Below are 18,439 nucleotides of genomic sequence, written 5' to 3'. Positions count from 1 at the left end.
TTCATGACAGAGCGTTTTACGACCACCGACGGAGGCGCACCCGCGCCCAGCGACAAGCAGTCCCTTACAGTTGGGCCCGACGGCCCGATTCTGCTGCAGGACCACTACTTGATCGAGCAGATGGCCCAGTTCAACCGGGAGCGCATCCCGGAGCGCCAACCACACGCCAAAGGCGGCGGCGCCTTCGGTCATTTCGAGGTGACCCACGACGTCAGCAAGTTCACTAGGGCCGCGGTGTTCCAGCCCGGCACCAAGACCGACACCCTCATCCGGTTTTCCAGCGTCGCCGGTGAGCGTGGCAGCCCAGACACCTGGCGCGACCCGCGCGGCTTCTCGCTGAAGTTCTACACCTCAGAAGGCAACTTCGACATGGTCGGCAACAACACGCCGGTGTTCTTCATGCGCGACCCGATGAAATTCCAGCACTTCATCCGCTCCCAAAAGCGCATGCAGGCAACCAATCTGCGCGACAACAACATGCAATGGGACTTCTGGACCTTGACGCCCGAGTCCGCGCACCAGGTGACTTGGTTGATGGGGGACCGGGGCATCCCCAAGAGCTGGCGAGAGATGAATGGCTACTCCAGCCACACCTACAGCTGGATCAACGACGCCGACGAGATCTTCTGGGTGAAGTACCACTTCATCAGCGATCAGGGCATCGACTTCCTGACCCAGGAAGAGGGGGACCAGCTCGCCGGCGAGGACGGCGACTACCACCAGCGCGATCTGTACGACGCGATCGAGGGCGGCAACTTCCCGAGTTGGACGCTGAAGATGCAGATCATGCCGTTCGAAGAGGCAAAGACCTATCGGTACAACCCCTTCGACCTGACCAAGGTGTGGCCACACAGCGACTATCCGCTGATCGATGTCGGCAAGCTGACGCTGGACCGCAACGTCACCGACTACCACACCGAGATCGAGCAGGCCGCCTTCGAGCCGAACAACACCGTCCCGGGCACTGGTCTGAGCCCGGACAAGATGCTGTTGGCCCGTGGCTTCTCCTACTCCGATGCGCACCGCGCCCGGCTGGGCACCAATTACAAGCAGATCCCGGTCAATTCGCCGCACGTCGAGGTCAACAGCTACTCCAAGGACGGCGCGATGCGGATCAAGAACGTCACCGATCCGGTGTATGCCCCGAATTCCTACGGCGGTCCGCATGCGGATCCGGCCCGCGCCGCCGAAGTGCGCTGGCAGGCTGATGGCGAAATGATCCGCGCCGCATACACGTTGCGCCCGGAGGATGACGACTGGGGCCAAGCGGGAATACTGGTGCGCGAGGTTCTCGACGACGAAGCCCGAGACCGGTTGGTGCACAACATCGTCGGTCACCTGTCCAAGGGCGTCAAAGAGCCGGTTCTGTCGCGGGCCTTCGAATACTGGCGCAACGTGGACGCCGACCTCGGCAAGAAGGTCGAGGAGGAGTTCCGGGCCGGCTGAGCGGAGGGCTTCGAATAGCGCTGCAGTTCAACGCTGTTGACTGGTGGCTGCGGCCAGCTGCTGCGGAGTCGGACTCGGACGGTCGTAGGCGCTGTCGATCAGCGGGCGTTGCTGCGCGTCGAGTTCGTCGGCTGCCGAATCGGACCCCATCATTCGCTTCATCCGGTTGAGCGGCAGGTGTTGGGTCGGGATGAGGATCGCGGTGATGTTGCCGCGCTTCGTCACGACGTTGGCGGAATCTCCCAGACGGGCCTTGACGTAATCGTGGATGGTGGCCGCTCCCATTTGGGCGTTCTGCGTTGCCAGTTGATAGTTGGGCGAGTCCTTGAGGGTCGGTGAGTCGCTCCAACCGTCGTATTGACGCGCCACTAGCGTGACCGGGTTCGCGATGTTTGCCGGGATGCCCTCGCCCTTGGCGACCAGTTCGTCGTTACGCGCGAAAGTGTCACCCAGCAGCACGAACCGCACGCCGGGCGGCGGCGTGTTCTGCGCCAGGTACAGCGAGATGACCTGTGCACCAAGGCTGAATCCCATGACCGTGTCACCCGAATGTAGGGCGGTTCCGGCGATCGCCGAGACTCCCGCATCGTTGTGGAAGCCGTCGGCGGGGTAGGGAACTTTGACGCAGGGGCACATGCTGCCGCTCAACTGCTTCTGCGTGACCGACATCGTCATGGCGCCGATCGAGTCGTAGTCGAACGGCTCGACGGTGTAGGTCACCCCGTCGGCGTGGGCCACGGAGACGCTTGTCATCGCTGCCGCCACGACGCACGCGAGTGCCGCCGGCCGCGTGACTACGCCCCGCACCGGCCTCGACCTGCCCAGAGAAATCCGATCACTGTGCGGGCAAAATACCTTCGTCGCCCGGCGAGCGTGGTAACACGAAAGGACTCGGTCGCGACGTAGGAGGATTCATGGCAGCTCGGTTGGCGGGCAAGGTCGCCGTCGTCAGTGGTGGTGCGCGCGGGATGGGTGCCTCCCACGTCCGGGCGCTGGTCGACGAGGGCGCCAAGGTGGTCTTCGGCGACATCCTCGACGCCGACGGCGAAGCAGTCGCCAAAGACGTTGGCGGCGCGGCGGGTTACGTTCATCTCGACGTCACTCGACCCGACGATTGGCAGCGCGTGATCGCCGCTGCGGTCGAGGACTTCGGCGGTGTCGACATTCTGGTGAACAACGCCGGCATCATCAACGTGGGCATGATCGAAGACTACGAGCTCTCGGAGTGGCAGCGCATCCTCGACATCAACCTGACCGGTGTGTTTCTCGGCATCCAAGCTGTCGTCCCGACGATGAAGGCGGCCGCCCGGGGTTCGATCATCAACATCTCGTCGATCGAAGGGATGGCCGGCACCGTCGCCTGCCATGGCTATACCGCCACCAAATTCGCCGTGCGGGGGCTGACCAAGTCCACCGCAATGGAACTGGGGCCCAGTGGAATTCGGGTCAACTCGATCCATCCGGGGCTGATCAAGACGCCGATGACCGAATGGGTGCCGGAGGACATCTTCCAGACCGCGCTCGGCCGGGCCGCCGAGCCCAGAGAGGTTTCCAGCCTGGTGGTGTACCTGGCCAGCGACGAGTCGAGTTATTCGACAGGCTCGGAATTCGTCGTCGACGGCGGTTGTACGGCGGGCCTGGGGCACAAGGACTTCTCCACCGTCGACACCGAACAGCAGCCCGCCTGGGTCACCTAGGGCGCGACTGCTCCAAATAAGTTGCCAGCGCATTGGTCAACCCGCGGCGGGCCTCGTCGAGATCGGCGTAGGAGCCGAGTTGTCGCTCGGACACCAGGCCGCGCATCGCTCCCGGAATGAGTGCCGCCACCTCGCGGACGCGCTGCGGATCCACGCCGAGATCCGCGAACGCCCGCTGACAGGTTTCCTGCCAGCTCTTGCCCCACGAGAACAACTCGGCTGCGGTACGCGGAAAGAGCCGCTCCAGCTCGTCGGGCTCGCGGGGCAGCGCGGCTCGAAGACTCTCGATCGCGCGCGAATCCTCGGACGCCAGCCCGTGATACAGCGTGTCGATGATCGCCGCGACTCGCTCCTGCAGCGGCGCGTCGGGCTCGGCGCTGGTGAACGACGACATCGTTGCGTCCCGCCGCTCGGCGGTGCGATGCAGGACTGCGGCCCAGAACCCGTCGACGTCGCCGAACTGGTACTGCACCGCACCCCAGGTGGCGCCGCTCTCTTTGGCGATGCGACTGGCCGAGACGGCTCCTGGATCGCCGGAGGCCAGCGATCGAACGGCCGCGTCCAGCATCGTCTCGCGAGTCGCCAGGCCACGCCTGTTACTGCGCCGCTGCTGCACGTCCGCGGGGGCCACGCCTGAATAGTAACCGCTCCCGAACATTTTCATAGCACCCACTATGAATTCGTTACAAGAGTGGTTATAGTCTCCTGACATGGCCAAACCGCCACTGTCGATGAAGCCAACCGGCTGGTTTCAGGTTGCCTGGTCCGACGAGATCGAAGTAGGCGACGTCCACAAGATGACCTACTTCGGCCAGGAGATGGTCGCCTGGCGGGCCGAATCGGGCGCGCTCACCGTGATGAACGCCTACTGCGAACACCTCGGTGCGCACCTGGGTTTCGGCGGAACGGTGGTGGGCGAAATCCTGCAGTGCCCGTTTCACGGTTGGCAGTGGAATCAGCAGGGCCGCAACGTCTGCATTCCCTATCAGGATCGGCCCAACCGCGGACGGCGGATCAAGACCTATCCGGTCGTCGAACGCAACGAGTCGGTGTACATCTGGCACGACGTCGAAGGCCGCGAACCCTACTTCGACGCACCGGACATCTTCGCCGCCTTCAAGGACGGCAGCAGCGCGGCGGACTACTACCCGCAGCAGCGGTTGTACCGGCAACGCCTGGAGATGCATCCGCAGTACGTACTCGAAAACGGCGTCGACTTCGCGCATTTCAAATACGTGCACAAGACACCGATCGTTCCGGTGTTCACCCGCCACGACTTCACCGCACCGGTCTCGTTCGTCGATTTCACCATCACCTTCGAAGGCGACGACAACCAGAAGATCGAGGATGTCGAGAGCCGGGTGGAAGCCATCAACGGCGGATTGGGCATCGCGGTGACCAAGAGCTACGGCATGATCGACAACCGCACGATCTCGACGATCACCCCGGTGGACGACTCCACCTCCGACATCCGGTTCATGGTCCACATCGGCAGAACCCCGGGCAAGACGTCCGAGCGCGCCGAAACCAGGGCCCGCGAATTCGGCCAGGAAGTAATCCGGCAGTTCGAGCAGGACGTCGAAATCTGGCGGCATCAACGCTATTCGGATCCACCGGCGTTGGCGACCGCCGAGTACGAGGGGTTCACCGCGATCCGCGGCTGGGCCAAACAGTTCTATCCCGACGGCGTCGGCGGCAGCGCCGCCGAGGTCTACGCCGCATCCCAGAAAGGCTGAACCCCGAATGACTGCTCCGCTGCGCGTGTTCCAAGTGGCAACCGGCAACGTCGGTTCGGAGATGATCAGGCGAATCGCTTTGCGGCCGGATCTGGAACTGATTGGCGTGCACTGCTATTCGCCGGACAAGGTCGGTAAGGACGTCGGCGAGCTGGCCGGCATCGCCCCGAACGGTGTCAAGGCGACCGGCAGCATCGAGGAGATCATCGCGGCCAAGCCGGACGTTCTGACATTTCACGGCGTCTTCCCCGACGAGGATTTGTACGTCAAAGTCCTCGAGGCAGGTATCAATATCGTCACCACCGCTGACTGGATCACCGGCTGGCACCGCGACACAAACCACCCGCACCCCTCCGGCAAGCCGGTGAGCCGGCTGCTGGCCGAGGCCTGCGAGAAGGGCGGCTCCACGTTCTACGGCACCGGCATGAATCCCGGGCTGAATCAGATTCTGGGCGTGGTGTGTTCAGCCGACGTCGCCGAGATCGAGAATGTCACCACCATCGAGTCGGTGGACGTGTCCTGTCACCACTCCAAAGACACCTGGATCGAGGTCGGCTACGGCCTGCCCATAGAGGACCCGTCGATCCCGTCCAAATTGGAGAAATACACGCGGGTGTTCGCCGACAGCGTGCTGATGATGGCGGACTGCTTCGACCTGACTCTCGACGAAGTCAAGTTCAGTTACGAACTGGGCGCCTGCACCAAAGACGTGGACCTCGGCTGGTACACCTTGCCCAAGGGGTCGCTGGGCGGCAACTACATCAAGTACCAGGGCATGGTCGACGGCGTGCCTCGCGTCGAGACACACCTGGAATGGCAGATGACTCCGCACACCGACCCGAGTTGGCACATCAAGGGGTGCTACATCACCCAGATCATGGGTGACCCGTGTGTTTACAACAAGCACATGATCTTTCCCAAGCCCGGCGTCGACCTGTCCGATCCGGCGAACTTCGCGTCCATCGGCATGACCGTCACCGGGATGCCCGCACTGGCCGCCATCGCGGGTGTGGTCGCGGCGCCACCGGGTCTGATGACCAGCGCTGACCTGCCACTACGTGGGTTCGCCGGCCGGTTCACGTTGTAACCGATCGGCGGCGGTGCGCCGTCGGCCCTGAACATCGTTGCCGCCACGAGAGTTTGACAGCGACGTAACATCCCCGGAATCAATCGTCCCTAATGTCAGCCGCACATCAAGCTGACATACGTGGCGATAGGGAATCAATTTGAGCGGCAATGCTGTGCGCCTGCAGGCAATTACCAATGTCGAGGCGTACGTGCCTCCTGCGATCAGCTTCGACCCGGGTGAAGAACCCGGTGAGATCTTCGGGGCGAACGTCTTCACCAAGGCGGAGATGCAGGCGCGGCTGCCCAAGGCCACCTACAAGTCGGTGATCGCGACGATCGACAAGGGCGCCAAGCTCGACCCCGCGGTGGCCGACGCGGTCGCGGTGGCCATGAAGGACTGGGCCCTGGAAAAGGGTGCCACCCACTACGCGCACGTCTTCTACCCGATGACCGGTTTCACCGCCGAGAAGCACGACAGCTTCCTCGACCCGGTGGGCGACGGCACCACGCTCGCCGAGTTCGCCGGCAAGACCCTGATCCAGGGCGAGCCCGATGCGTCCAGCTTCCCGTCCGGCGGGCTGCGCAGCACCTTCGAGGCTCGCGGTTACACCGGTTGGGACGCCACCAGCCCGGCGTACATCCTGGAGAACCCGAACGGCAACACCCTTTGTATCCCAACGGTATTCGTCTCGATGACCGGTGAGGCGCTGGACTACAAGACGCCGCTGCTGCGCAGCCAGCAGGCGATGGGCGTACACGCCGAGCGCATCCTGAAGATGTTCGGGCACAAGGACCTCAACCACGTCGTGTCGTTCTGCGGACCCGAGCAGGAGTACTTCCTGGTCGATCGGCACTTCTTCCTCGCCCGCCCGGACCTCGTCAACGCGGGCCGCACCCTGTTCGGCGCCAAGCCGCCCAAGGGCCAGGAGTTCGACGACCACTACTTCGGCGCCGTGCCCGAGCGGGTGCTGGGCTTCATGATGGACACCGAGCGCGAGCTGTTCAAGCTCGGCATCCCGGCCAAGACCCGGCACAACGAGGTAGCCCCCGGTCAGTTCGAGATCGCGCCGATGTTCGAGCGGGCCAACATCGCCTCCGACCACCAGCAGCTGCTGATGACGGTGTTCAAGAACATCGCCAAGAAGCACGGTATGGAGTGTCTCTTCCACGAGAAGCCGTTCGCCGGTGTCAACGGCTCGGGCAAGCACGTCAACTTCTCGCTGGGCAACTCCGAGCTCGGTTCGTTGCTGGTGCCCGGGGACACCCCGCACGAGAACGCGCAGTTCCTGGTGTTCTGCGCGGCGGTGATTCGCGCCGTGCACAAGTTCGCCGGACTGCTGCGGGTGTCGGTCGCCTCGGCCACCAACGACCACCGGCTCGGCGCGAACGAGGCACCGCCCGCGATCATCTCGATCTTCCTCGGCGAACAACTCGCCGACGTCTTCGAGCAGATCGCCAAGGGCGCGGCGACGTCGTCAAAGGGCAAGGGCACCATGATCATCGGCGTCGACACCCTGCCTCCGCTGCCCACCGACCCGGGCGACCGCAACCGCACCAGCCCGTTTGCGTTCACCGGCAACAGGTTTGAGTTCCGCGCACCTGGCTCCGGTCAAACGGTCGCGGTGCCGCTGATCGTGCTCAACACGATCATGGCCGACTCGCTGGACTACCTCGCGACCGAGCTGGAGAAGGCCGTCGCGGACGGCACGGATTTCGACGCCGCTGTGCAGGCTTTGCTCACCGAGGTCATCACCGAGCACGGAGCGGTGGTGTTCAACGGCGACGGCTACTCGGACAACTGGCAGATCGAGGCGGCCGAGCGGGGACTGCCGAACCTCAAGACCACGTTGGATGCCATTCCCGAGTTGGTCAAGCCGGAGGCCGTCGAGCTGTTCGAGAAGTACGGCGTGTTCAACGACCGCGAGCTGCACAGCCGCTACGAGGTCCGACTGGAGCAGTACGCGCTGACCGTCGGGGTAGAGGCCAAGCTGGTGCTGGAGATGGGCTCAACGGTGATCCTGCCCGCGGCGATCCGCTACCAGACCGAACTCGCGCAGAACGTCGCGGCGTTGAAGGCGGTCGGCATCGAGCCGAGCACCGCTGCTCTGGAAGCCGTGACGGGACCGATCGGCGAGCTGGAGGTCGGCCTGTCGACGCTGAAGGCGGCGTTGGCCGACCACTCCGCGGAATCGGCACTCGACGAGGCCAAGCACGCGCAGGATCAGCTGCTGCCCGCCATGGCCGCGATCCGCACCGCTGCCGATGCGCTGGAAGCCGTTGTGGCCGACGACCTCTGGCCGTTGCCGACCTATCAGGAGATGTTGTACATCCTCTGAGGCAGAGAGAATCGGGTCGCCCTATACTCTGGACTCGAACTCTGTGCCCTGGTTGAGTCCGCAGCCGATGGCGTATTGCGAAAAATTTCGCGGGACATCGGTCGACGGCAGCCCCTTGTCTCGGCGCGCGAATGTTGCGACAAAGAAAGGGCGGTACAACCATGCCCTCATGGCAGGACCACAACGACAGCGGTGACTCGACGGCGACGACCGTCGCCAATCGTGAGGTCGGTGCGCAGATCGACGTCGAGGTCACTGCTCCCACGACGCTGGAATTCCAGGTGGCCGTCGCCCGGCTGCCGGGGCTCGATGTCCGCGAACAGCTCGTCATCACGTTCAACGGCAAGCAACTTCAGCCCCGCGAGATCATCGGGCCGCACGACACCCGGATCCATGCGATCGACGTCAGCGAGGGAACGGTCAGACTGTCGTATCAAGCGACAGTGTCCGGCGAAGCGGCACCCATCCCGGTTCGCGACATCGACGTGATCACCTATCTGCGGCCGAGCCGCTACGCCGAGGCCGACAAGTTCTACGGCTTCGCCGCCACCGAATTCGGGCAGTACACCGACTCGGCGACGCTGCTGGAGAAAGTCGCCGCCTGGGTTGGCGCGCGGCTGGATTACGTGCCGGGATCAAGTGATCCGATCGACGGCGCCGCCGACACGCTGCTCGCCGGTGCGGGAGTCTGCCGCGACTACGCCCATCTCGTGGTCGCGTTGCTGCGGGCGGTGAACGTGCCGGCCCGCCTGGTCGCGGTGTACGCGCCCGGATGCGATCCTATGGACTTCCACGCCGTGGCCGAAGCCCTGGTCGAAGGCGAGTGGCGGGTGGTCGACGCGACGTGCCTGGCCCCTCGACAGTCCATGGTGCGGATCGCGACCGGACGCGACGCCGCCGACACCGCGTTCCTGGACAATCACTCCGGCTCGATCAACTTGAGCAACATGATGGTTACCGCGTACGTCGACGGCGAACTGCCCATCGATTCGATCGACCATCTGGTGAGCCTGGGCTAGCCGAGGCCGAGCCTTTCGCGGATCGTGTCGGCCAGAAAGCGCTTTGCCGACACCGGCCGGAAGTTTCGGGCCGCATCGGTCAACGCCGCATTGGCGTCCGCGCTTAGCTCGATTTCCGCTGCAGCGACGTTGAATTCGAGCTGCTCCACGCTCGACGCTCCCGGAATCGCGACCACTCCGGGCAGATTGATCAACCAGGCCAGCGCCACCTGAGCCGGCTTGGCGTCGACCTCTTTGGCAACGTCGCGCAGCGTCTGCAGCAGCGGCTCGATGCGGCGCAGGTTCTCGGTGCCGAACAACCTGTTGGCCGCGCGCACGCCGCCGGGACGGTTGTGCACGCCGTACTTGCCGCCCAACAGTCCCTGCGCGAGCGGGCTGTAGGCGATCACGACGCGGTTCTCCTGCTGGGCGAACGGCACCAGACCCTCGAGTGCTTGCGGATGAGCCAACGAGAAGTGCACCTGGTTGCTGATCACCGGCCGGCCGAGCGCGGCGTCGGCCTGCTTCCACCGGGACAGCGAGTAGTTCGAGACACCGGCCGCGCCGATCGCGCCACTGTCCAGCAGGGCGCGCATGCCCGGCATGATCACCGAGTCGGGAACCACCGGATTGGGCTGGTGGATCTGATAGAGCGGGATGTGCTTCAACTGGAGTCGGCGGGCACTGGCGCGTTCGCGCTGCTTCACCACCGCGGGAAACGGCGCCACCGGGAAAATCTTGCTGGCCACCGCGACCTGATCGCGCTCGTCGCCGAGTGCCTCGCCGAGGATCCGCTCGCTTTTCCCGAGCCCGTACACCTCGGCGGTGTCGAAGAAGGTGACGCCCAGAGCCCTTGCGCGACGGACGATGTCGCCCGCCGGCCCGGAGGCGTAGCCGTCGCCGTAGCCCCACTCGCGGGAACCGAACTGCCAGGTTCCCAACCCGATCCGGCTGACTTTGCCGATGCCGTCGACGTCTAGGTACTTCACCTAACTCACGGTACTGACCGCAGCCAGCGGGCGCTCAGGCGACGGCGTGGTGCTTTTGCAGGACAGCCATGACGTCACTGCTGCGGACGACCTCGTCGTGCGCGCACAATTCGCGCAATTCGTCGACCACGGTCTGCAGGTCGTCGAGGCGCTCCGAGGCCTGCGACAACGTGGCAAGCCAGTTGTCGTAGTCGCGTTCGTCCCTGGTGATTTCGGAAACCGTCAAAGTGGTCATGTCGCTGACCTTCCCGCGTGCGCTCCAGGCGCCTCGCTAGTGATTGACTGCTGCTTAGCCCTACCCGAACGTGTCTAAACTCACAATCTACGCCCGTCCAACTATCCGGACGGCCGTGCCTCGGCCTCGAATTCGGCACGAATGCACAACGGTCAGGTGCCGGCCGATACGCTGTGGCAGCAGCGGGCACGTTACAAGAAAGGGCAAAAATGTCACGGACAGTGGTCGTCGGGGCGTCGAGCGGTCTCGGGCGGTGTATCGCGATCGGACTGGCTCAGCGCGGCGGGCAGATCGCGCTGCTGGCGCGACGCCGGGCGCGCATCGACACGGCGGCCGAGGAGGCGGGCTCGGGTGCGGTCGCCATCGAGTGCGACGTCACCGACGAGCAATCCTGCCGGTCGGCTTTCGACCAGGCGGCCGAGTCCATGGGCGGCATCGACAATCTCATCTACACACCGGCGATCAGCCCGCTCGTCCGCATGGTCGACACCGGGGCCGACACCTGGCGCCGCATTTTCGACACCAACGTCATCGGGGCGTCGCTGGCGACCGCGGCGGCGATCCCGCACCTGACCGCCTCGGCGGGCAAGGCGGTCTACCTGTCGTCGGACGCCGGCAGCTTCGGGCCGCCGTGGCCCGGGCTCGGCGCCTACGGCGTCAGCAAGGCCGCGCTGGAACGACTGGTCGAGGCGTGGCGGGCCGAACACCCGGACGTCGGCTTCACCTCGCTCATCGTCGGCGAGTGCGCCGGCGGCGAGGGCGACGCCGCGACCGGAATGAACGCCGGCTGGGACATGGACCTGGCGATGAAGGCCTATCCGCTGTGGGTGTCGGGTGGTTGCATGCCGGGCAAGTTGATGCCCGTCGAAGACCTCATCGAGGTGGTGCAGACCATCCTGCAGACGAACTCCTCGACGTCGATGCCGGTGGTGGTGGCGCGCGGGGCGCCGGCGGCCCAGGTGGCCTTCCCGGACACCAATTAGCCCAAGCCGCAATGCCAATCGGCACTGCTGCCATCGCGCGTCCTCTACAGTTGCGCTGACAATCACAAGCGAAGGAGACGCGGATGGCGTGGTACATGGCCCTCCAGGGCCCACACCACACGCCCCACCAGTCGTTGGTCTACGAACTCCAAGACGGGGTGGATGTGGACAAGATCGCCCAGGAACTGGTCAGCTCGGCGACTCTGGACCGGGTGGTGGCGGTGCCCGCGGTACTGACGGCGAACAAGCGCCGGCATCAGAAGGTGACCGTCTACGTCCGCCCCTCCGCATGGGGCCTGTGGTCCTTCTATGAGCTGTCCGAAGAGGACCGCCGCGAGCTGGCGAAGAACAACCCGGTGGTCAACGCCCTTGCGCAGGCGGCGCAGCAGCGTGCGGCGCAGGGGAAACAGGCGCCCGGCGGACCGATGACCGTCCAGGTCAACCCGCTGACCGGCCAGATCGGACCCACCACCTCGGGATAGCGGTCGTCAGGCGGTGTGCTGCGAGCCGCCGGGACCGTCGTCCACCGCGGGCGCCCCGAGCGTGCTCAGCATGCCGACCGCGGCCCGTTTCCAGGTGAACATCTCCGCACGCTGACGCGCGCAGGCGCGACGATGCCCCTCGGGGCGGCTGACCACCGCGGTGACCGCATCGGCGATGGCCGACGGATTGTTGTCCGCCAGTGCGCCGCTGTCGGCGGTGATGATTTCGCCCAGGGCCGACGTACGGGACACCACCGCCGGCGTCCCGCATGCCAACGACTCCAGGGCGGCCAGTCCGAACGTCTCGTGCGGCCCGGGCGCGAGCGCGACGTCGGCCGTCGCCAGTAGCTCGGCGACACTGCGCCGGTCGGAGACGAATCCGGTGAAATCGACCGGCAGCCTGGCGGCTTGGCGCTGCAGCCTAGCCCGCAGCGGTCCGTCGCCGACAACGACCAGTCGCGCCGCGACCCCGGCGTCACGCAGCGCAGCCACCGCGTCGATGCTGCGATCGGCCCGCTTTTCGACCGACAGCCGGCCGCAGTGCACCAGCAGGATTTCGCCGGGGGAGGCCCAACGTTGACGCATCAACGCCGAACGACGCGACGGGTGGAAGGTCTCGAGGTCGACGCCGAGCGGAATGGTGACGGTGTTCTTCGCCCCGATGCGGTCGAATTCCTCGCGGGCAAACCCGGTCGTGCACACAACGGTGTCGTAGTCGGCGGCCGTGCGCCGGTTGGCGAAGTCGGCGAACCGGCGTGCAGTGCGACGCGGAAGCACTTGTCCGGCAAGCCGATCCAGACGCTCGTGGGAGATCATCACGGTGGTGGCGTGGTGCTCGCGGCCCCACCGCCCCAGCGATCTCAGCGTGAGTCGGTCGGACACCTCCAACGTGTCCGGCCGCAGCGATTCGAGCAGGGTGCGTACCGGCCCGGGTAGCACCGCGCGGTACCCCCCGGTGAGCGGAATCAGCCTGGCGGGCACGGTGATTCGTTCGACACCCGTGGGCATGCGCGTGTGCTCGGCGTGACGGCCCGGGACGATCAGGACAACGTCGTGGCCGGCGGCGCAGTACTCCGCGCCCAGCCGATCGACAGCCGTACGCAGACCGCCGGAACGAGGCCCGTAGAAGTTGGCGACCTGAACGACACGCATGGCTCCCAGCACAACCGGCGCTTGTGTGCGGTCAACGATCTGACACTGACTTCTCGCTGAACAAGCCGTGAACACCGCAGTTCAGCTATCGAAGCGCCCTCAGACTGCGACGGGGAGAAGGCGGAAGATCCTGATCTCCCGGGGAGCGCAGCGGGCGCGGTAACGCTCATAACCGGCGTAGAAATCCGTCGCCGTGGCCCACGCCGACGCACGGTCGGCGCCGGTCAGCATCTCTGCTCGGTATTGCGCGGGCGCAGATTTGAATGTGACCGTGCATTCGGGGTGCGCCCGCAGGTTGGTGCTCCACGACGGGTGGGATGGCCGACCGTAATTCGACCCGATCGCGAGAAGTCCACCGCCGTCCTCGATCAGCACCAGCGGCTGAGTTCGCAGCAGACCGGATTTCGCGCCGGTCGTCGCGACCAGTCCAACGCGGTCGATTCCGGCCGAACTCAGCCGGCCGTTGGTCCGGGGGATCAGGACCTTGTCGATCCGCGGTGCGAGGTGCGCGATGAATTGATAGCCCACCGGGCTCATCAGGGCGCGCTCGAGCACCACCTCGTGCGGCCGCAACCGGCGCCCGCGGTAAGGGCTCTCGCGGCGTAATGCCATCGGTCGACCGTACTCAGGTCGAGCCGTGGCCGTCAGACTTTCGCGATAGGGCACTGATCGGGGGATTCCGCAAATCCTTCAGGGGGTATTGGGATTCACTGAACGGAGCCTAAAAATGGCCTATTTCCCTGGTATCACTGGCTACAACGCACGGTAGGGTTGTCGCGCGGGTTCTGACCGGCAACGCCCACCAGTGTCATACCGCGGGGCAGGTCGGGACTACGAGGGGATGGGAACAGAGCAGATGCGCCATTTGGCGGCCACGTTCGGTGTGGCCGGTGTCGGGGTGCTCGTCGCCGGGTGCGGCGGCAGTGAGCACGCCAGCCAGACGTCGACGACGATCACGTCATTGATTCCGCGGCCGGTGGTCGAGCGTGAACTCGAGTCGTTGCTGCTGACCCCCGCCCAGGTCAATCCGCTGATGGGCGCGACGGGGATGGCGGTGATCCGCAGGCACGACGCGATGTCCGACGACAGTGCCACGATGCGGCCCGCCGAGTGTCTGGCCATCGACGGTTCGGCGCAGGCACAGACCTATGCGAGCAGCGGATTCACCGGTTTGCGCGATGTGGAGCTCAACGACGGCGACAGCTTCACCCATTACGCCGAACAGGCGGTGGTGTTGTTCCCGACCGTCAAACAGGCACACGTGTTCTTCGTCGGCTCGGCGCTGCGGTGGCCGTCCTGCCATCACTACACACACACCCAGACCCGGACGCAGTGGGACGTCGGACCGATCTCCAACGACAACGACGTGCTGAGCGCGACTTCCACGCAGCAGGAAGCGAAAACCGGCGGGTGGGCCTGTGGCCGGGCGCTGGCGGTGCGGAACAACGTCGTCGTCGACGTCAACACCTGCAGCGCGAACCCGGCGGGCTCGGCTGTGGACATCGCCAATCAGATCGTCGCGAAAGTCGTTTCGCGATAACGGCGCCGGCTAGTCCGGACCGGAAGGTCCGAGGAGTCGCGCTTCTTCGAGGTCCATCGAGGCCTGCAGTTCGAGCAGGACGATGTCGTCGATGCGGCGCTGGTCGCGAAGCTCGGTGATGGCACGGCGTTTGTAGTCGAGAACGCCCAGGCGCACCTGCCGGATCAAGTCGCTTTTGGCTTCGGCGTCATCTCTTGTCGCGCCGTCATCGCTGGCCCGGACCAGCGCGGCGTGCTGTTCGAATTCGGCGTGCAGGCGGTCTTGCAGCGCGTCGCTGACCCCGAGTTCCTGGGCGACCAGTGGCAGCGCGTCGAGCGCGGCCTGCGCGCCGGCACACCGCGCCAGCCGCAGCTCGTCGGCGTGGGCGATGTCTTCGGGAATCCTGGCCCACCGCACGATCGCCGGCAGGGTGCTGCCCTGCACCAGCACGGTGGTCAGAATCACGAACGACACCACGAAGATGATCAGGCTGCGATCGGGGAAAGGCGAGCCGCTGTGGGTGGTCAGCGGGACGGCCAGCGCGGCGGCAAGGGAAACCGCCCCGCGGAACCCGGCCCAGCCGGACACCACCCGTTGTCGCCAATCGATCCGGCGCTCGCGTTGTACCTCGCGGCGGTCCACCGCCCGAATGAACACCGTCGTGGTTTCGCCCCAGATGATTCGGGTCGCGACGACGACCAGCGTCACGGCCGCGGCCATCACGACGGCGCGGTGGATACCGCCGTCGATGCGCGAGACACCGCGCACCGCACTGGGCAGCTGCACTCCGACGAAAACCCAGAGCGAGCCGTTGATCAGGAACGTCACGATGTCCCAGAACGCGAAGCTCACCAGTCGCGAGCGCGCCCGGATCACCCGCGGCGAGACGTACGCGAGCATCAGCGCGGACACCAGGACGGCGACCACACCGCTGCAGTCGAATGCGTTGGCGAGCAGGAACGCGGCGAACGGCGTCAGCAGGCTCAGCGCCGCCTCCTCCTGCGGCGCGTCAAGACGTTGCCGGGTGAGCGTCACCACGCCACCGACGACGAGGCCGGCCGCAATGCCGCCGAGATAAGACAGGATGAACCGAAGGGTCAGGTCCAGCGGACCGACGGGCGCACCACCCATCGCGACCGACACGGCGACTCCGAACAGCACGAGCGCCGTTCCGTCGTTGATGATGCTTTCGGCCCGCAACACCGTCAGCGTGCGGCGCGGCAGCCGCTTGGCCAAACCGGCGACGGCAGCGGCGTCAGTGGGGGAGAGCACCGCGCCGAGGACCGAGGCGGCGTGCGACTCCATCCCGAAGGCCCGTGCGGTCCATGCCACCACGATCGCGTTGGCGACCACCAGACCGACGCTGAGCAGGACGATGACGCGCATGTTCGCGCGTATTTCGCGGAAGCTGGTGTTCAGGCTTTCCCAGTACAAAATCGCAGGCAGGAACAGCAGAAGTACGATTTCGCCGTCCAGCCGGACGTGGCCGATCCGCGGAATCAGGCCCAGCAGCGCGCCGAGACCGATCAGCAACAGCGGAGGGCCCACCCGGTAGCGCCGGCCCAGCACCGTCCCGGCGATCACGGTGGCGAAGAGCGTCACGATGACGACGAGCCCGAACATCAGGACATGGTATTCGCCCGCGGGCGTCGAGCTGCCGAGCCGGGTGCGTGATCACCCGCCGCGACAAGCACATTCAGTCGCCACGCGCGACGAGCCGGGTCAGGTCGAGCAGACGGTGCGGGCCGGCGCTCCGTTGGCGGTGGCCTGGTTGACGACCTTGCCGTCGACGCGGATCGTGCAGGTGATCGAGCCGGGGCTTTGGGCGCTGATCACGAACACTCTGCTGCCGACGACGGAGAACTGGGTCTTCCACGGCAGCGGCACGTGCGTCTGCTGCGTCTGGCGGCTCTCGGTTTCGTAGGAGACATAGTCGGCGATCGGAGCGCTGCCGCTCAGCTCGTAGGTCACCTTGGTCGGCGGGTCGGCCTGCGCCGGAGCCCCGACGCCTACCGTGGCCGCGAACGCGGTCAGGGCCGCGACAAAGAACGCCTTGCTGGTCATTCCGGGATCGTGTCACTCGTGCCGATCGGATGGGTCGGTTTTCGGGGTTCTTTTCTCAAATGCCGACTTCCGATGTGCCGCCGTCGAACCGATGCCCAAGAATCGTCGTGAAGCTACCGGAGGGAGCGTGCAATGGCTCAATCACCCGCGCGGCGTGACGTACTGCGCGGCGCCGCCGCGGTCGGCGCGTTTCTGGCACTCGACCTCGCCGCGTTCCTGGCAGCCAACAACTGGCTGGGGCCGGCGCGGTTGAGTCCGCAGACATTTCTCGACGGATTCGCGAAAGTCTTCGGCCGCCAACCCGGTTTCCGGAAGAACCATGCCAAGGGCGTCAGCGTGACCGGATGGTTCGACAGCACCGGTGACGCAGGCGCGTTGTCCGTCGCGCCGGTCTTCGCGCCGGGCCGAACGCCGGTGGTGGGTCGTTTCTCGCTGGCCGGCGGAAATCCGCACATCGCCGACACAGCGGCGGCGGTCCGCGGCCTCGGACTGGCCTTCGGTTTCCCGGGCAGCCGGCAGTGGCGAATCGCGACCATCAATCTGCCTGTGTTCCTGGACAATTCGCCGCAGGGTTTTTACGACCGGCTGATCGCCTCGGCCACCGTGCCCGGTACCGGCAAGCCTGACCCGCAAACGATGTCGACGTTCCTCGCGGCTCATCCAGAAACCGTGCGGGCCATGGCGATTGTCCGGCAGCATCCTCCGACGGCCGGCTTCGCCGACAGCGTGTTCAACGGCCTCAATGCCTTCTACCTCGTCGACGACGCCGGCACGCGCCGACCGGTCCGGTGGTCGCTGACCCCGCTGCAATCCGCCCTGCCGCCGGCGTCCGGGCCGGACGCCGTCTTCGAACCTCTGACCCGGCAACTGCGTTCCGGACCGTTGCGCTGGCGGTTGATCCTCATCCTCGGCGCGCCCGACGATCCGACCCACGACGCGACCGTTGCGTGGCCCGCGGACCGGCGCACGGTCGATGCGGGAGTGCTGACGCTCGACTCGGTCCAACCCGAAGCCAGGGGCAACGCCCGCGACATCAACTTCGATCCGCTGGTGCTGCCGCCGGGCATCGAGGCGTCCGACGATCCGCTGCTGAGTGCACGTTCCGCGGTGTACGCCGCGTCCTACCGCCGCCGAACCGGGGAGAACACGCTGTGACCGAACCGAACCGATTCACCTGGCTGAGCCGGGTTCTGCACTGGCTGACCGCGGCTCTGGTTTTCGCCGCCCTGTTCATCGGCTTCGTGATGGTCAATTCGGTGGGCTCGCACGCCCAGTTGGTCCTGGTCCACAAGACGCTGGGCGCGCTGATCCTGGTGGTCATGGTCGCGCGGGTGATCAACCGGGTGACCCATCACCCGCCGGCCTGGCCGCCGACGATCGGAGCGTTGGAAGGCAGACTCGTGGGGCTCTCCGAAAAGCTGCTGTACGCGCTGCTGCTGCTCCAGCCCCTGGTCGGGTGGGCGATGGTCTCGGCAGCCGGGGGACCGGTCGCCGTCTTCGGCTCGCTGTACCTGCCCAGGATCGCACCGTTCGATGCGCAGGTGTATTGGTTTCTGCGCCAAGCACATTCGCTGATCGCGTACACGCTGACCGCGGTGATCGCCGCGCACATCTCCGCGGTGCTGCTGCACACGCTGACCCTGCGCGACCGACTGCTCGAGCGGATGACTTTCCGGTTTCGGAAGAAGGTCGACCGCAGCCGCGCCTAGGGTGAACCCGGGCTCGTCGATCGAA

19 protein-coding genes are annotated in these 18,439 nt (G+C 65.7%); 11 read left to right on the top strand and 8 right to left on the bottom strand.

Annotation, left to right across the window (positions count from 1 at the left end; genetic code table 11):
- The first annotated feature begins 3 nt into the window (after window positions 1-3).
- Window positions 4-1,446, top strand: coding sequence for a catalase (locus CYU59_RS15980; protein WP_292991327.1), 1,443 nt, complete (start codon window positions 4-6; stop codon window positions 1,444-1,446).
- Between the two features lie 27 nt (window positions 1,447-1,473).
- Here the strand turns inward: CYU59_RS15980 and CYU59_RS15975 are convergent, their stop codons facing one another.
- Window positions 1,474-2,199, bottom strand: a complete 726-nt coding sequence (locus tag CYU59_RS15975; protein WP_292991324.1) for a PE-PPE domain-containing protein — start codon at window positions 2,197-2,199, stop codon at window positions 1,474-1,476.
- A 161-nt stretch (window positions 2,200-2,360) separates the two neighbouring features.
- Here CYU59_RS15975 and CYU59_RS15970 point away from each other — a divergent pair, with 161 nt between their 5' ends.
- Window positions 2,361-3,143, top strand: a complete 783-nt coding sequence (locus CYU59_RS15970; RefSeq protein ID WP_292991322.1) for a glucose 1-dehydrogenase — start codon at window positions 2,361-2,363, stop codon at window positions 3,141-3,143.
- Here the strand turns inward: CYU59_RS15970 and CYU59_RS15965 are convergent.
- On the bottom strand, window positions 3,136-3,711 hold the full coding sequence (locus CYU59_RS15965; RefSeq protein ID WP_292991389.1) for a TetR/AcrR family transcriptional regulator: 576 nt from the start codon (window positions 3,709-3,711) through the stop codon (window positions 3,136-3,138). The two genes, CYU59_RS15970 and CYU59_RS15965, sit on opposite strands and share 8 nt — an antisense overlap.
- Window positions 3,712-3,853: 142 nt before the next feature.
- Between CYU59_RS15965 and CYU59_RS15960 the strand changes: the two genes are divergently transcribed.
- From CYU59_RS15960 to CYU59_RS15945, 4 genes are all read left to right on the top strand, one after another.
- Window positions 3,854-4,879, top strand: coding sequence for a Rieske 2Fe-2S domain-containing protein (locus CYU59_RS15960; RefSeq protein WP_292991320.1), 1,026 nt, complete (start codon window positions 3,854-3,856; stop codon window positions 4,877-4,879).
- Window positions 4,880-4,886: 7 nt separating this feature from the next.
- The gene (locus CYU59_RS15955; protein ID WP_292991317.1) at window positions 4,887-5,966 is read left to right on the top strand and encodes a dihydrodipicolinate reductase; all 1,080 of its coding nucleotides are present in this window, start codon (window positions 4,887-4,889) and stop codon (window positions 5,964-5,966) included.
- Between the two features lie 139 nt (window positions 5,967-6,105).
- Entirely contained in the window at window positions 6,106-8,283 is a 2,178-nt protein-coding gene (locus CYU59_RS15950; RefSeq protein ID WP_292991314.1) for a glutamine synthetase III, read from the top strand.
- 161 nt (window positions 8,284-8,444) lie between these two features.
- On the top strand, window positions 8,445-9,302 hold the full coding sequence (locus CYU59_RS15945; RefSeq protein WP_292991311.1) for a transglutaminase family protein: 858 nt from the start codon (window positions 8,445-8,447) through the stop codon (window positions 9,300-9,302).
- On the opposite strand, the gene CYU59_RS15940 is transcribed toward CYU59_RS15945, so the two are convergent.
- Window positions 9,299-10,270, bottom strand: a complete 972-nt coding sequence (locus tag CYU59_RS15940; RefSeq protein WP_292991309.1) for an aldo/keto reductase — start codon at window positions 10,268-10,270, stop codon at window positions 9,299-9,301. The genes CYU59_RS15945 and CYU59_RS15940 overlap by 4 nt on opposite strands.
- Before the next feature lie 34 nt (window positions 10,271-10,304).
- A complete protein-coding gene (locus CYU59_RS15935; protein ID WP_292991307.1) occupies window positions 10,305-10,505 on the bottom strand; it encodes a hypothetical protein in 201 nt (66 codons plus the stop codon).
- Between the two features lie 221 nt (window positions 10,506-10,726).
- On the opposite strand from CYU59_RS15935, the gene CYU59_RS15930 reads away from it, so the two are divergent.
- Together CYU59_RS15930 and CYU59_RS15925 are read left to right on the top strand one after the other, a co-directional pair.
- Window positions 10,727-11,488, top strand: coding sequence for an SDR family oxidoreductase (locus tag CYU59_RS15930; protein WP_292991387.1), 762 nt, complete (start codon window positions 10,727-10,729; stop codon window positions 11,486-11,488).
- 83 nt (window positions 11,489-11,571) lie between these two features.
- The gene (locus CYU59_RS15925) at window positions 11,572-11,970 is read left to right on the top strand and encodes a hypothetical protein (RefSeq protein WP_292991305.1); all 399 of its coding nucleotides are present in this window, start codon (window positions 11,572-11,574) and stop codon (window positions 11,968-11,970) included.
- Between the two features lie 6 nt (window positions 11,971-11,976).
- On the opposite strand, the gene CYU59_RS15920 is transcribed toward CYU59_RS15925, so the two are convergent.
- Window positions 11,977-13,122: a glycosyltransferase gene (locus tag CYU59_RS15920; protein WP_292991302.1), complete on the bottom strand. Its 1,146-nt coding sequence runs from the start codon at window positions 13,120-13,122 to the stop codon at window positions 11,977-11,979.
- Window positions 13,123-13,221: 99 nt separating this feature from the next.
- Entirely contained in the window at window positions 13,222-13,734 is a 513-nt protein-coding gene (locus CYU59_RS15915) for a nitroreductase family deazaflavin-dependent oxidoreductase (protein ID WP_292991299.1), read from the bottom strand.
- A gap of 229 nt (window positions 13,735-13,963) precedes the next feature.
- Between CYU59_RS15915 and CYU59_RS15910 the strand changes: the two genes are divergently transcribed.
- Window positions 13,964-14,662 carry a sensor domain-containing protein gene (locus CYU59_RS15910; protein WP_292991296.1) on the top strand — a complete coding sequence of 233 codons (699 nt, stop codon included), beginning with the start codon at window positions 13,964-13,966 and terminating at the stop codon, window positions 14,660-14,662.
- A 9-nt stretch (window positions 14,663-14,671) separates the two neighbouring features.
- Here the strand turns inward: CYU59_RS15910 and CYU59_RS15905 are convergent, their stop codons facing one another.
- Both CYU59_RS15905 and CYU59_RS15900 read right to left on the bottom strand, forming a co-directional pair.
- Window positions 14,672-16,264, bottom strand: coding sequence for a Na+/H+ antiporter (locus CYU59_RS15905; protein WP_292991293.1), 1,593 nt, complete (start codon window positions 16,262-16,264; stop codon window positions 14,672-14,674).
- 99 nt (window positions 16,265-16,363) lie between these two features.
- Window positions 16,364-16,705 carry an MmpS family transport accessory protein gene (locus CYU59_RS15900; protein WP_292991290.1) on the bottom strand — a complete coding sequence of 114 codons (342 nt, stop codon included), beginning with the start codon at window positions 16,703-16,705 and terminating at the stop codon, window positions 16,364-16,366.
- A gap of 132 nt (window positions 16,706-16,837) precedes the next feature.
- Between CYU59_RS15900 and CYU59_RS15895 the strand changes: the two genes are divergently transcribed.
- Window positions 16,838-17,860, top strand: coding sequence for a catalase family peroxidase (locus CYU59_RS15895; protein WP_292991287.1), 1,023 nt, complete (start codon window positions 16,838-16,840; stop codon window positions 17,858-17,860).
- Window positions 17,857-18,414 (top strand): cytochrome b/b6 domain-containing protein, encoded by a 558-nt coding sequence (locus CYU59_RS15890; RefSeq protein ID WP_292991285.1) that lies wholly within the window; start codon window positions 17,857-17,859, stop codon window positions 18,412-18,414. The genes CYU59_RS15895 and CYU59_RS15890 overlap by 4 nt, the downstream gene beginning before the upstream one ends.
- Window positions 18,415-18,439: the final 25 nt, after the last annotated feature.

The organism is Mycobacterium sp. (assembly GCF_002863225.1).
In the GTDB taxonomy this organism is placed as follows: Bacteria; Actinomycetota; Actinomycetes; order Mycobacteriales; family Mycobacteriaceae; genus Mycobacterium.
The sequence above is the reverse complement of the archived record's forward strand: the minus strand, read 5'-3'. Positions and strand labels throughout refer to the sequence as shown.